This window comes from Anoxybacillus flavithermus, from assembly GCF_002742685.1.
Taxonomy (GTDB): domain Bacteria; phylum Bacillota; class Bacilli; order Bacillales; family Anoxybacillaceae; genus Anoxybacillus; species Anoxybacillus flavithermus_E.
Map to the genome: position 1 here is coordinate 16,953 of NZ_PEDM01000011.1, position 14,206 is coordinate 31,158.

At 43.8% G+C, this 14,206-nt stretch carries 15 protein-coding genes; 9 read left to right on the forward strand and 6 right to left on the reverse strand.

Annotated elements, in window-relative coordinates; translation table 11 throughout:
• Positions 1–13 precede the first annotated feature (13 nt).
• Complete coding sequence (locus CS060_RS06830; RefSeq protein ID WP_035047850.1) at positions 14–952, forward strand: aromatic acid exporter family protein; 939 nt, start codon at positions 14–16, stop codon at positions 950–952.
• Positions 953–1,002: 50 nt separating this feature from the next.
• Positions 1,003–1,506: a L,D-transpeptidase gene (locus tag CS060_RS06835; protein ID WP_035047848.1), complete on the forward strand. Its 504-nt coding sequence runs from the start codon at positions 1,003–1,005 to the stop codon at positions 1,504–1,506.
• A gap of 37 nt (positions 1,507–1,543) precedes the next feature.
• On the opposite strand, the gene prli42 is transcribed toward CS060_RS06835, so the two are convergent.
• Positions 1,544–1,639, reverse strand: coding sequence for a stressosome-associated protein Prli42 (gene prli42, locus CS060_RS14120; RefSeq protein ID WP_009373849.1), 96 nt, complete (start codon positions 1,637–1,639; stop codon positions 1,544–1,546).
• 142 nt (positions 1,640–1,781) lie between these two features.
• Between prli42 and mce the strand changes: the two genes are divergently transcribed.
• Both mce and CS060_RS06845 read left to right on the forward strand, forming a co-directional pair.
• Entirely contained in the window at positions 1,782–2,195 is a 414-nt protein-coding gene (gene mce / locus CS060_RS06840) for a methylmalonyl-CoA epimerase (RefSeq protein WP_019416974.1), read from the forward strand.
• The gene (locus CS060_RS06845) at positions 2,192–3,742 is read left to right on the forward strand and encodes an acyl-CoA carboxylase subunit beta (protein ID WP_035047846.1); all 1,551 of its coding nucleotides are present in this window, start codon (positions 2,192–2,194) and stop codon (positions 3,740–3,742) included. The genes mce and CS060_RS06845 overlap by 4 nt, the downstream gene beginning before the upstream one ends.
• 39 nt (positions 3,743–3,781) lie before the next feature.
• Here the strand turns inward: CS060_RS06845 and CS060_RS06850 are convergent, their stop codons facing one another.
• On the reverse strand, positions 3,782–5,116 hold the full coding sequence (locus CS060_RS06850; protein ID WP_035047844.1) for a PepSY-associated TM helix domain-containing protein: 1,335 nt from the start codon (positions 5,114–5,116) through the stop codon (positions 3,782–3,784).
• Between the two features lie 164 nt (positions 5,117–5,280).
• On the opposite strand from CS060_RS06850, the gene CS060_RS06855 reads away from it, so the two are divergent.
• The 3 genes from CS060_RS06855 to gnd all read left to right on the forward strand — a co-directional run bounded on the left by CS060_RS06855 (position 5,281) and on the right by gnd (position 8,352).
• Entirely contained in the window at positions 5,281–6,405 is a 1,125-nt protein-coding gene (locus CS060_RS06855; protein ID WP_035047872.1) for a M20/M25/M40 family metallo-hydrolase, read from the forward strand.
• A gap of 4 nt (positions 6,406–6,409) precedes the next feature.
• Entirely contained in the window at positions 6,410–6,877 is a 468-nt protein-coding gene (locus CS060_RS06860) for a chemotaxis protein CheW (protein WP_035047842.1), read from the forward strand.
• 65 nt (positions 6,878–6,942) lie between these two features.
• Positions 6,943–8,352: an NADP-dependent phosphogluconate dehydrogenase gene (gnd, locus tag CS060_RS06865; RefSeq protein ID WP_035047840.1), complete on the forward strand. Its 1,410-nt coding sequence runs from the start codon at positions 6,943–6,945 to the stop codon at positions 8,350–8,352.
• Between the two features lie 85 nt (positions 8,353–8,437).
• On the opposite strand, the gene CS060_RS06870 is transcribed toward gnd, so the two are convergent.
• Positions 8,438–9,049: a cyclase family protein gene (locus CS060_RS06870; protein WP_035047839.1), complete on the reverse strand. Its 612-nt coding sequence runs from the start codon at positions 9,047–9,049 to the stop codon at positions 8,438–8,440.
• Between the two features lie 13 nt (positions 9,050–9,062).
• Positions 9,063–10,550, reverse strand: coding sequence for a glucose-6-phosphate dehydrogenase (gene zwf / locus CS060_RS06875; protein ID WP_035047837.1), 1,488 nt, complete (start codon positions 10,548–10,550; stop codon positions 9,063–9,065).
• A gap of 119 nt (positions 10,551–10,669) precedes the next feature.
• Between zwf and rnz the strand changes: the two genes are divergently transcribed.
• Together rnz and CS060_RS06885 are read left to right on the forward strand one after the other, a co-directional pair.
• A complete protein-coding gene (gene rnz, locus CS060_RS06880; RefSeq protein WP_035047835.1) occupies positions 10,670–11,608 on the forward strand; it encodes a ribonuclease Z in 939 nt (312 codons plus the stop codon).
• Entirely contained in the window at positions 11,605–11,922 is a 318-nt protein-coding gene (locus CS060_RS06885; protein WP_035047833.1) for a CHY zinc finger protein, read from the forward strand. The genes rnz and CS060_RS06885 overlap by 4 nt, the downstream gene beginning before the upstream one ends.
• A gap of 38 nt (positions 11,923–11,960) precedes the next feature.
• On the opposite strand, the gene namA is transcribed toward CS060_RS06885, so the two are convergent.
• Together namA and proI are read right to left on the reverse strand one after the other, a co-directional pair.
• Complete coding sequence (namA, locus tag CS060_RS06890) at positions 11,961–12,962, reverse strand: NADPH dehydrogenase NamA (RefSeq protein ID WP_035047831.1); 1,002 nt, start codon at positions 12,960–12,962, stop codon at positions 11,961–11,963.
• Positions 12,963–13,034: 72 nt separating this feature from the next.
• Complete coding sequence (proI, locus tag CS060_RS06895; protein ID WP_035047830.1) at positions 13,035–13,868, reverse strand: pyrroline-5-carboxylate reductase ProI; 834 nt, start codon at positions 13,866–13,868, stop codon at positions 13,035–13,037.
• Positions 13,869–14,206 lie beyond the last annotated feature (338 nt).

The window sequence follows — 14,206 nt, forward strand, 5'->3', positions numbered from 1 at the left end:
GAGTGTGATAGCTATGCTAAAAATTGGTTATCGAACTGTAAAAACAGCAATCGGAACGGCGAGCGCTATTGCGATTGCCCAATCGTTGCATCTTGAAAATTTCGCTTCTGCTGGCATTATTACATTACTTTGCGTTCAAGTGACGAAAAAAAAATCATTGCAAACAGCGCGTGCTCGGTTTGTTGCTGGTTTAGTTGGTTTGTTGTTTTCGTTTTTCTTTTTTGAAGGGCTTCGTTATCATCCGATTTCGATCGGTTTATTGCTATTATTTTTTATTCCGACAACCGTTTCGTTGAAAGTGACCGAAGGAATTGCGACAAGTGCGGTCATCATTTTGCACGTATATATGGCGAAAGCGATGACGTGGCATCTCGTTTATAATGAAGTGATGTTAATGATCATCGGCATCGGCATCGCTTTGCTCGTCAATATGTACATGCCGAGCGTGGAAAAAGATTTAAAAGAATATCAACGTATTGTAGAAGATTTATTTCGCATTATTTTTAAAGAAATTGTTCATTATTTACGGACGAATGAAAGTTTATGGGACGGAAAAGAAATTGCTTTAGCGGGCGATACGTTAAAGCAAGCAAAGGCGCTTGCATTACAAAACATTGAAAACCATTTTTTACGCAATGAAGATTATTATTACCGATATTTTCGTATGCGCGAACGGCAATTTGAAATTATTGAGCGGATGTTGCCGCTTATTAGTTCCATGACATATACGGTCGAGCAACGCAATATGATTGCTGATTTTATCGATGAACTAAGCGATGCGATTCACCCGGGAAATACAGCGGATCGTTTTATTCGGCAACTTGAGGAGATGAAAAAACAGTTTCAACAAATGCCGTTACCAAAAACGCGCGAGGAGTTTGAACAACGTGCGGCTCTTTTGCATTTTGTGAAAGAGATGGAACAATATTTAATCATCAAAAGTCAATTGTAACGGTATGATCCCCCTTTTTTTACGCACAATAATTGAAAAAGGGTGAGATGATGCCGCTTCTTTTTGCTTTCTTTCTTTTTCTTTCACCGCTTTGGCCGCTTGGAGACAATCCGCGCGTTGGTGATCCGATGATTATTGTTAACAAACAAACGAATCAACTTGCTTTTATTCGCCATGGAAAAATTGAACGTATATATCGTGTTGCTACAGGAAAAAAGAATGCGCTCACGCCAGAAGGATTATTTACCGTTACGGTAAAGGCGGTCAATCCGTACTATCGAAAGAAAAATATTCCAGGCGGCGCCCCGAACAATCCGCTTGGTACGCGTTGGATTGGATTTGATGCGCGTGGGACGGATGGACGAACGTATGGGATTCATGGAACGAATCGACCTGAATCGATTGGACGTTATATAACAGAAGGATGTGTACGTATGCACAATCGCGATGTCGAGGCGTTATACCCGAACGTGCCACTAGGAACGAAAGTAGCGATTGTAAAAACAAATGAATCGTTCCAACAGCTCGGTAAAAAGTATGGGGCGCTGAAATAAAACAAAGAACAAGCTGACCGAATATGGTCAGCTTGTTCTATATCCACATGCTTAATCCAGCGAGCAAAGAGGTTAAAAGCATCGAGCCAAGCATTAAATAAACAACAATTTTTTGCACTTTTTTTGAATGCATGTTCTTCACCTCTTGCTTCCTATTGTACAAACATGCTGTGCGGCAAACAAGCAGGAAAAATGCAAAAAAAGAAGGAAAAAAGAAAAAAGATGTCGAAATACACAGATGGTTTGCAACCGAGAACAACAAAGGGGTGGGGGTCATGGAAGTAAAAAAAGTCGATCATATTGGCATTGCAGTCAAATCGTTAGACGAGGCGCTTCCGTTTTATACGGATACGCTCGGCTTATCGTGCGTTGGTATTGAAACGGTTGAATCAGAACAAGTTCGGGTAGCATTTTTAAAAGTTGGCGATGTCAAGCTTGAACTGCTTGAGCCGCTCTCTGAACATAGCCCAATTGCTTCTTTTATTGAAAAGCGGGGCGAAGGTATTCATCACGTTGCGCTTGGGGTTGATCATATCGAGCAGCGCATCGAAGAGTTAAAAAATAACGGCATTCGTATGATTCACGAGCAGCCGAAGCGCGGTGCAGGCGGTGCACACATCGCTTTTATGCATCCGAAATCAGCCCGCGGCGTGTTATATGAGCTTTGTGAAAAGGTCGGTGGGCAATAATGGACATGTACGATAAAATAAACGAGTTATATGACCGTCGCCGAGAAATTGAGTTAGGCGGTGGAGACGATAAAATTGCAAAGCAACATGAAAAGGGAAAATTAACAGCAAGAGAGCGCATCGATCTTTTATTAGATGAAGGGACGTTCGTTGAGTTAAATCCGTTTATTGAACATCGTTGCACCGATTTTGGATTAGCGGGAAAAAAAGGTCCGGGTGATGGAGTTGTCACAGGATACGGCAAAATCGATGGACGAACAGTATTTGTCTTTTCGCAAGACTTTACTGTATTCGGTGGAGCGCTTGGGGAGATGCATGCGAAAAAAATTGCGAATATTATGGATTTAGCAGCGAAAACAGGGGCTCCAATCATCGGATTAAACGATTCTGGTGGCGCGCGTATTCAAGAAGGGGTATTGTCACTAGACGGGTACGGACATATTTTTTATCGGAACTCCATTTATTCTGGTGTCGTTCCGCAAATTTCTGTCATTATGGGTCCATGTGCAGGAGGGGCTGTCTATTCACCAGCCATTACCGATTTTGTTTTTATGGTTGAAAAAACGAGCCAAATGTTTATTACGGGACCGAAAGTAATTGAAACGGTGACAGGAGAAAAAATTAGTGCCGAAGATTTAGGTGGCGCGCGCGTTCACAATACGATTAGCGGAAATGCTCACTTTTCAGGAGCGACAGAAGAAGAGGTGCTTGCGCAAGTACGACGACTATTAAGCTATCTTCCACAAAATTGTCAAGAAAAGCCGCCTGCTGCACCTGCACAAAAGGAAAGCGATTATCGTCCCGATTTAGCGGATGCCATTCCTATTGATGCGGTGCGTCCATACGATGTGCGAAACGTCGTGTGGCAAGTCGTTGACGAAGGATCGTTTATGGAAGTACAAAAAGATTTTGCGAAAAATATTGTCATCGGCTTTGCCCGCATAAAAGGAGAAGTTGTCGGACTTGTATGCAACCAGCCGAAGTTTATGGCGGGAGGACTAGATATCGATTCATCGGATAAAGCGGCGCGTTTTATTCGCTTTTGCGATTCATTTAATATTCCGATTATTACATTTGAAGATGTGACAGGCTTTTTCCCAGGAGTCAAACAAGAGCACGGGGGAATCATTCGCCATGGAGCGAAAATTTTATATGCGTATTCGGAAGCGACCGTGCCGAAAATAACGGTCATTTTACGGAAAGCATATGGCGGAGCATACGTTGCATTAAACAGTAAATCGATCGGAGCCGATGTCGTATACGCATGGCCAAATGCAGAAATTGCCGTTATGGGACCACAAGGGGCAGCAAACATTATTTTCGCAAGCGACATCGAAAATAGTCCGAACCCAGAAGAAACGCGGGCGCAAAAAATTGAAGAATACCGCGATAAGTTCGCGAATCCGTATGTCGCAGCCAAGTACGGTATGGTCGATGACGTCATCGATCCGCGAGATACGAGAATCAAGCTCATTCAAGCGCTCGATATGCTTCGCCATAAACAGGAAGAGCGTCCAAAAAAGAAACATGGGAATATTCCGTTGTAGTAGAGAAAAGCGAACAGTGGGTGCACTGTTCGCTTTCCCTTACGAGAACCATGTTTGCAATTTTGGAATGCGACGGATAACAATCCAATCGACAACAAAAGCGATGACTAATGAAAGAGCGACTAAAGGCATGGTAAGTCCTAATACGATAATGATAAAGGTGACTATTCGCATCACTTTTTTGCTTTGTGGTGCAGGTGGTACACCAAGTGCCCCATTTGGACGTCGTTTCCACCACATGACAACACCGCTATACGCAATGAAAATAAGACCGAGGCAAGTTACAAGACCGATCAATTGATTAAATAAGCCGAAATATCGACCTTCATGAAGGGCAATGCCAATTTCGATCATTTTAGCTAGCCACCCATAATCTTTAAAGCGTAAATCTGCTAACACTTCCCCGCTATATTGATCAATATGTAATGTAGCTTGATCTTGCGGCAAGTTCGGAAAGACGGAAACGGTATATACTCCTTTTTCTCCTTCAGGGAAGTAAATAGAAAAGCCAGGGTGAACATGCCGATCTTTTGCAATTTGAATAACTGATTCAACCGGAATCGTCATTGCCCCATTTTGTTTCGATTCAGGCACAGGCATATTTTCTGCAGCCCATGGCACATCTGCGACCGATTTTGTTGGAACAACAGATTCAGGTATTTCATCCCATAATCCAGATGGATATCCTGTATGGGTGGCTGTAGCGATTTGATTAATTTTATCGCCCATAAATCCAGCCCAAGGTAAACCGGTTAAAATAAGCAATAAAATAAACATAGAAAGCCAAATAGCAAGAACGGAATGAATGTCTTTCCACATGACGCGCTTTCCTTCATGAAAGCGAATTTTTACAATGCCATATAAAGAGCGGTTTCGTGGCCACCATAAATATAATCCCGTTATTAATAAAATAACGGCCCAACATGCTGCAAGTTCAACGATTCGATCACCAACTGTTCCGACCATGAGCTCGCCGTGCAACTTGACAATGATATTCATAAGCTTATCTTCTTTTGCGAGTTTACCAACAATATCGCCGGTATATGGGTTAACAAAAACGATATAAGTTTTTCCATCTAAAACAATGCCCACTTCTGTTGAACGGTTAGGGGCATCGCTCGGACGATAGCTGACGACAGTGGCATTTTCATACGTGTTTTTGACTTGTTCAATCACGTAGCTTGGGGCTAGCTCATGTTCTCCCTCTTGAACATAATAGAGATCGTTGTATAAAACAGATTCAATTTGTGGCTTAAATAAGTAGATGGCTCCCGTAATGGAAAGAATAATTAAAAATGGCGCAAAAATGATTCCAGCATAAAAGTGCCAACGCCATATTGCTTTGTAAAAATCTTTGTTCGTTAAGTAATCCATAAAAACCTCCTAATTTACTATGAAATGAAGTTCAAGATGAATGATATAATGAAATTGTGACAAATGTGTGAAATGAAAGAAAAAAATTATGTGTACATGTTCATCGCCATATGAAGGAATTTTCGTTATACTTAAAAGTGAGTACATTCATAGGAGGATGCATGATGGTCAATAAGCAACGTTTAGTTGATGAATTTTTAGAACTTGTGCAAATTGATTCCGAAACAAAATATGAACGTGACATTGCAGATGTGCTGAAAGCGAAGTTTGAAGCGCTCGGTTTACACGTTATTGAAGATGATACGACAGCACAAACCGGTCATGGTGCAGGAAACTTAATTTGCACATTGCCTGCGACAAAAGAAGGGATAGATCCGATTTACTTTACATCACACATGGATACGGTTGTGCCAGGAAAAGGGGTCAAGCCGTCGATTCAAGATGGATATATTGTGACAGATGGGACAACGATTTTAGGAGCGGACGATAAAGCAGGGCTTGCCGCCATGTTTGAAGCGATCCGAGTGTTAAAAGAAAAACAAATCGCGCACGGCACAATTCAATTTATTATTACTGTTGGAGAAGAATCTGGGCTCGTTGGGGCGAAGGCGCTTGATCCGTCGCTCATTCAAGCGAAATTTGGATATGCGCTAGATAGCGATGGAAAAGTTGGACAAATTATCGTTGCTGCTCCGACGCAAGCGAAGTTGAAAGTGACTGTTCACGGAAAGACGGCTCATGCCGGTGTTGCACCAGAGCGTGGCGTGTCGGCAATTACAATCGCCGCGAAAGCGATTGCGCAAATGCCGCTCGGGCGCATCGATGAAGAAACAACCGCAAACATCGGCCGTTTTGAAGGTGGAACACAAACAAATATCGTTTGCGATCGCGTTGACATTTTAGCAGAGGCGCGTTCGCTCGTTCCAGAAAAAATGGAAGCGCAAGTCGCGAAAATGAAAGAAGCGTTTGAGCGAGTAGCGGAAGAAATGGGTGGTCGTGCAGATGTTCACGTGGAAGTGATGTACCCAGGATTTAAATTTGGAGATGGGGATTATGTTGTTGAAGTAGCGAAGCGAGCGGCTGAAAAAATTGGTCGTCCGCATGAGCTGTTGCGTAGCGGTGGGGGTAGCGATGCGAATGTCATTGCAGGATTTGGCATTCCAACCGTAAACTTAGCGATCGGTTATGAAGACATTCATACAACAAATGAACGGATGCCAATTGAAGAACTTGTCAAAGCAACGGAGATGGTGCTTGCCATTATTGAGGAAGTAGCGACAAGGGGGTGAAACGATGGAGAAAGTCGTCGTTTTTCAACTTGCGAATGAACAATATGCCATTCCGGTTGAACATGTTGTTTCCATCGAAAAAATGAGCCATCCGACGATCATTCCGGGAATGCCTTCGTATATGCTCGGTGTTGTGCGCATTCGCGGTGAACTCGTTCCTGTGCTTGATACGTCGCAAATTTTATATCGCCGTCCATATACGGAAACAGAAAAAACGCGCCTCATCGTTGTGCATACAGACGATGTACATGTCGCGTTTATTGTAGACGATGCAAAAGAAATTATTGATATCCCGTCACATATGATGAAGCAAGTCAATATGCTCGCTTATCAACAAACGCCATATTTCATCGGTATTGCGAACTTGCCTGATCGGCTAATTACCGTCATTGATCCGACAATATTGTTCGATCATTTAGAAGGATCAAGTACTATTAAAGAACATATAAAAAATGAGAAACAGAACACTTGAACGAGAAAAGATGATTATGGTATGTTCTTTTTTGAACAATCAAAATATAGAAAGGAACGTTTGCTATGGCGAAACAACAAATTGGTGTGATCGGTTTAGCGGTCATGGGAAAAAACTTGGCGCTTAACATTGAAAGCCGTGGATATTCCGTTGCCGTATATAACCGTTCACGCGAAAAAACAGACGAGTTTTTAAAAGAAGCGGAAGGGAAAAACGTCGTCGGTACATATAGCATCGAACAGTTTGTTAACGCGCTTGAGAAGCCGCGGAAAATTTTGTTGATGGTAAAAGCAGGTGCCGCAACAGACGCAACCATTGAGCAACTAAAGCCGTATTTAGAAAAAGGCGATATCGTGATTGATGGCGGCAACACGTATTTTAAAGATACACAACGCCGCAATAAAGAACTTGCTGAGCTTGGCATTCATTTCATCGGGACAGGCGTTTCTGGTGGAGAAGAAGGGGCGTTAAAAGGACCTTCGATTATGCCAGGTGGACAAAAAGAAGCGCATGAACTCGTTCGCCCGATTTTCGAAGCGATTGCGGCAAAAGTCGATGGCGAACCGTGCACGACATACATCGGTCCAGACGGTGCGGGCCATTACGTAAAAATGGTGCATAACGGCATTGAATATGGCGATATGCAATTAATTGCCGAAGCATACTTTTTATTAAAGCATGTGCTCGGATTAAATGCCAAAGAGCTTCATGAAGTGTTTGCGGAGTGGAATAAAGGTGAATTAGATAGCTATTTAATCGAAATTACGGCAGACATTTTCACGAAAATCGATGAAGAAACTGGCAAACCGCTCGTCGATGTTATTTTAGACAAAGCAGGGCAAAAAGGAACAGGAAAATGGACGAGCCAAAACGCGCTCGATTTAGGTGTTCCGCTTCCAATTATTACGGAATCGGTATTTGCTCGCTTTATTTCTGCAATGAAAGAAGAGCGCGTGAAAGCAAGCAAGCTATTAGCTGGCCCAGCAGTGAAGCCGTATGAAGGCGATCGCGCGCACTTTATTGAAGCTGTTCGCCGTGCGCTTTACATGAGCAAAATTTGCTCGTACGCCCAAGGCTTTGCGCAAATGAAAGCCGCATCCGAAGAATACAACTGGAATTTACAATACGGGAATATCGCGATGATTTTCCGCGGCGGCTGCATCATTCGTGCGCAATTTTTGCAAAAAATTAAAGAAGCGTATGACCGCGACCCGGCGCTTCCAAACTTATTGCTTGACCCATACTTTAAAGAAATCGTCGAAAACTATCAACAATCGCTCCGCGAAATCGTCGCAACGGCAGCAATGCGCGGCATCCCAGTACCAGCGTTCGCAAGCGCCTTAGCCTACTACGACAGCTATCGGATGGAAACATTGCCAGCGAACCTTATCCAAGCCCAGCGCGACTACTTCGGTGCCCACACATACGAGCGCATCGACAAAGAAGGCATTTTCCATACGGAATGGTTAAAATAAACGAACACCCCCTAGGGCAAGAGGCTCTAGGGGGTTTTTAAGAGAATTTATAAAATCCCCCTCACCATGCGATGAGGGGGATTGTTTATTGTTCAAATAACAATACACGCGCTGGGGCGGCGTCGGTGCCGACGAGTTTAAGCGGAGCAGCGACCATCCAATATTCGCCTGCTGGAACGTCTTTTAGGCGAAGTCCTTCGATCACAATAATACCGTGACCGAACAACGTTTTATGTGTTGGGTGTCCCGCTTGGTTGCGTTCGACGCCGAGCGCGTCAATGCCGACGCCGCGAATGCGTTTTTCTGCTAAGTGCATCGCAGCATCTTCGGCAACGTAAATAAATTCAAAGTTAAAAGCGTCGTCGAACGAGTTTTTTGTTTTGAATAAGAGAAAATCATTTTCTTGAATATCAAAATGAATGAGATCTTCTTTTGTAATGCGATCATGGACGTTTGTGACGTCTAATACTTTGCAGTAGCCGACGAGTTTTTCAAGCGGAATCGTTTCAAACGTTTCTCCGTTTTTTACCATATGGAGCGGTGCGTCAATGTGCGTGCCGGTATGTACATCCATGTCGATGCGCGATTCAGTGACGTAATCGTTCGTGACGGTCGTTAGTTTCGGTTGTTTTTCCGGCTTATTTTTATACACAGGCATGCCTTCAAAAATTGGAGCGGTGGCATCGTACATTTTCATGTTTTGTTCCTCCTTACATTGTTCCGTTTAGCGACCACCAGTGGAAGCCGTCTTTTTGTAATAGTTCATCTGCCTTTTTTGGTCCCATCGAGCCAGCTTCGTAGTTCGGGAAGTCAGCGGCTTTCGTGTTTGCCCATACTTCAGAAATCGGGTCGACAAAGCTCCATGAGGCAGCGACTTCATCCCAATGCGTAAAGTTTGTCGCATCGCCGCGCATGCAGTCATATAACAATTTCTCATACGCTTCTGGTGTATTAATGCCGTCGATGCAGTTGTTGCAGTAATCGAGCTTAATTGGCGTCGTTTTCATGCTTTCGCCGCTTTTTTTCGCGTTTAAATGGAGGGTAATGCCTTCATCGGGCTGAATATGGATGACGAGCAAGTTCGGATGAACGTGTTCGCTTGTGCGATAATATAAGTTCATCGGCACATCTTTAAATTGTACAACGATTTTCGTCGATTTTTCCGTCATTCGTTTTCCTGTTCGTATGTAAAATGGCACACCTGCCCAGCGGAAGTTGTCGATCATTAATTTCCCTGCAACAAACGTTTCTGTATTGGAGTTTGGATCGACGTTATGTTCTTCACGATATCCGACGACTTGTTGCCCGCCCACGATGCCGCGTCCGTATTGCCCGCGCACGAAATAGTTATCGACATCATCATGTGTCATCGGACGAAGCGCACGAAGCACTTTCACTTTTTCGCTGCGGATGTCATCTGTTGTCAGCTTAATTGGCGGCTCCATTGCGAGAAGGGCAACCATTTGCAGCATATGGTTTTGCACCATATCGCGAAGCGCACCAGAATGATCATAGTAGCGACCGCGATCTTCCACCCCGAGCGTTTCGCTCGATGTAATTTGAATGTTGGCAATAAAGCGATTGTTCCAAAGCGGTTCAAAAATGGCGTTTGCAAAGCGAATGACTTCAATGTTTTGCACCATTTCTTTGCCGAGATAATGGTCAATCCGGAAAATTTGTTCCTCGGAAAACGATTGTCGAATTTCTTCATTTAATTTTTGTGCGCTTTGCAAATCGTGTCCGAACGGTTTTTCAATGACTAATCGCGTCCAGCCGTTTGTCGCTGTCAGTCCTTCTGATTTTAAATGCGATGTAATCGTTCCGAAAAACTCAGGCGCCATCGCCAAGTAAAAAATGCGGTTGCCCGGAATATGAAATTGCTCTTCCACACGCGTTAATAATTCATTTAATTGTTCGTATGATTGCGTATTTGTTGCATCTAATGAATGATAGTAAAAATGAGAAATAAATTTTTCATCTATTAATTCTTGTTTTGTTGCCTCTTCAATCGTTTCTTTTACGTAATGACGAAACGATTCATCTGTATGGGGGCGACGAGCGACGCCAACAACCGCAAACTGTTCAGAAAGCTTTCCTTTTTGATAAAGTTTATAAATAGATGGGAATAATTTGCGTTTTGCTAAGTCGCCAGTCGCGCCAAAAATAACAATTGTTGCTTTTGGTTGTACGTCATTCACGGACCATATACCTCACTTTTATTCATTTTTTGAAAGGTTCATGATAATGTAATTTTAGAGGTTTATTGTGGTAAACGCAAATGTTTTATCCGACTAAAGAAAAGAGAGGAGTTTGTAGCGTGGAATTATTGTTTTTAGGAACGGGCTCTGGTGTCCCGTCGAAAGGGAGAAACGTATCGGCGATTGCCCTTCAGTTATTAGAAGAAAGAGGAGCGACATGGCTGTTTGATTGCGGTGAAGCAACGCAACATCAAATTTTACATACGTCTATTCGCCCGCGACGCATTGAACGTATTTTTATTACTCATTTACACGGCGATCACATTTTTGGTTTACCGGGGTTGCTTGGAAGTCGCTCATTTCAAGGTGGAGAGACTCCTCTTTTTGTTTATGGTCCGGCTGGTATTCGTTCGTTTATCGAAACATCACTAACGGTAAGCGGTACGCGACTGAAATATGAGTTGTATATTGAAGAGTTTACAGAAGGAGTCATCTTTGAAGATGAGCAGTTTATTGTTACAGCGAAATTGCTTGATCATGGTTTACCTTCATACGGTTTCCGAATCGTTGAAAAAGATTTACCGGGTACGTTGCTCGTTGACGAGTTGCGTGCCCTCGGGGTGAAGCCAGGTCCCATTTATCAACAGATTAAACGAGGAGAGCTTGTTACGTTAGACGATGGAACGGTGATTGATGGACGCAAATTTGTTGCCTCGCCAAAAAAAGGACGTATGATTGCGATTATGGGAGATACGCGTTATTGTGAGGCAAGTGTGGAACTTGCCGAAGGAGTGGACGTGCTCGTACATGAAGCAACGTTTAGTGCAAACGAAGCCCATTTAGCGCGAGATTACTATCATTCCACAACGGTGCAGGCGGCTGAGGTGGCGAAGCGGGCTGGAGCGAAGCAGCTTATTTTGACACATATTAGTTCCCGTTACCAAGGAGAGATGTGTGACGAACTCGTTGAAGAAGCGAAAACGATTTTTCCAAATGTCGCGCTTGCCTTTGATTTTTCATCATTTCCAATTATAAGAAAAGGGAATGATGAGAGATGATCGAGGTAAAAGGAAGCGTCATCGACAAACAGACACGATGTGTACATTATCATAGTGAACGCGATGTTATCGCGATTAAGTTTTATTGTTGCCAAACGTACTTCCCGTGCGTGCACTGTCATGAAGAACATGGTTGCGGAAAACATGCGGTATGGCCAAAAGAACGTTTTCATGAAAAGGCGATTTTATGCGGGGTTTGTCAAACGGAGCTGACGATTAAACAATATATGACGAGCAATTACCATTGTCCACATTGCAACGCGGCGTTTAATCCGGGATGTCAACTTCACGCACATTATTATTTTGAAGTATAAAAAGGATGTCCGCCACATTGGACATCCTTTGTTGTGTTTTACCACCCTCTGACATATGGCTTCGGTGCTTCAAGCGATATGCCTAGTTCGTTTGCCGCTGTTTTTGGCCAATATGGGTTGCGAAGAAGCTCGCGACCGATAAAAATCAAATCGGCGCGGCCGTTGCGTAAAATTTCTTCTGCCTGTAAGCCTGACGTAATAAGTCCGACAGCACCAGTCGCGACGTCTGCCTCACGGCGAATCGTTTCCGCAAACGGCACTTGATAGCCTGGGTACGCATGAATTTTTGCTGGAACGACAGCGCCAGAGCTAACATCAATGAGGTCAACGCCTTGCGCTTTCATGCGTTTGGCATATTCGACGTAGTCGTTCACCGTTAAACCGTCTGGGTGATAGTCGGAAGCAGAAATGCGAACAAATAGCGGACCGTCCCATACTTCTTTTACCGCTTCAATCACTTCGCTTAAAAAGCGGTAACGGTTTTCTCCACCGTATTCATCTGTTCGTTTGTTTGTGAGCGGCGATAAAAACTCGTTAATTAAATAACCGTGAGCGGCGTGAATTTCGATGACATCAAATCCAGCTTCCTTAGCGCGACGTGCACCTTGTTGAAACGCATGAATCGTTTCTTCAATATCGGCTTTTGTCATTTCTTTTGGCGTCGGCATCGTTTCATCAAACGGAAGTGGCGATGGTGCAACGATTTCTCCTGCAACCATTGCTTTTCGTCCCGCATGGGCAAGCTGAATGCCGATTTTTGCCCTTTGTTCATGAACGAGCATCGTAAGCGTCTGCAATCCGTCGATGTGGTTGTCGTCCCAAATCCCTAAATCGCGGGCAGAAATTCTCCCTTGCGGTGTTACCGCTGTCGCTTCGACAATAATGAGTCCGACTTGCCCGACGGCTCGCGTCGGATAATGGATGAGATGCCAGTTGTGTACCGTTCCGTCTTCACGGTCGCATGCATACATGCACATCGGCGACATCACGATGCGGTTTTTTAATGTGACGTCTCGAATCGTATATGGTGAAAATAACATGTCTACTCCCTCCCATAGTATGTTTCATAACAAATGATACCATGGGTATTTGGAAAAGAAAAACAACTTGCACTACTGGACGGAGGAAAGGAGTGCCTCTCCAAGCTCTTTGGATCGTTCCGTCGCTCGTTTAATGCAGGCGACCATCGCCTCTTGATAGCGATAGCGCTCAAGCACGCCAATGCCAGCTTCTGTCGTTCCGCCTGGGCTTGTGACTTCTTTGCGCAGCACGTACGGATGTTTATTCGTTGCTTTTAGCATATGAGCCGCGCCGATAATTGTCTGTAAAATAAGCTCTTTGGCAATCTCGCGCTCAAGTCCAATTTCATCTGCTGCTTTTTCCATCGCTTCAACTAAATAATAAACGTACGCTGGTCCGCTTCCAGATAGTCCTGTGACGGCATGCAAATGCTGTTCTTCCACGACTGTGGCGATGCCGACTGTTTCAAATAGCTTTTTGGCGACCGCTAAATGGTCATCTGACGCATAGCGACCGGATGAAAGGGCAGTCGCTGATTTTCGAATGGCTGCCGATGTATTTGGCATGGCACGAATGACAGGCATTTTTTTTCCGATGAACGATGTAATTGTATCGGTCGTCACTCCAGCAAGTAAAGAAATAATGAGCTGTTGTTCGCAAAAAGCGTGCGCAATTGGCGTAAGGCTTTCGGCGACGTCTTTCGGTTTCATCGCTAAAATCACGATATCCGCTTCTTTCACTGCTTTTTCTTTATTAATTTCTGTTCGCACCCCGTATGTTTGCTGCAAATATTGAAGACGTTCGCCATTCGAGCGATTCGTCACGATGATTTGCGTTGGTTCATATAACGTTTTGACTACCCCTGAAATAAGCGCCTCTGCCATCGATCCTGCCCCAAGAAACGTAATGGTTGTTTCTTTGCTCATCTTTTCTCCTCCTCATCTCAAAATAAAAAAGACCTTTCGTCCGATAAAGGACGGAAAGGTCTTTATTTCCGCGGTACCACCTTTGTTGGCACAATGTGCCCACCTCTTATGCCGGTATCGTCGGCAAGACGGTTAGGTTTGCCTAACTGCTCATAGGGTAGGTTCCATGATAAAGAGGGTAATGAAACCTTTCAGCCAACGGGTTTCACTCTCTTGTTACCGTTTATCATGTACTGGCCCTATTCATCGCTTCATGTATATATGATTTGTTTGCAATTATGCATGAAAGACAAGCTTGTTGTCAATAGGTTATAAAGTTTTATTTTCTGAATTTTTTA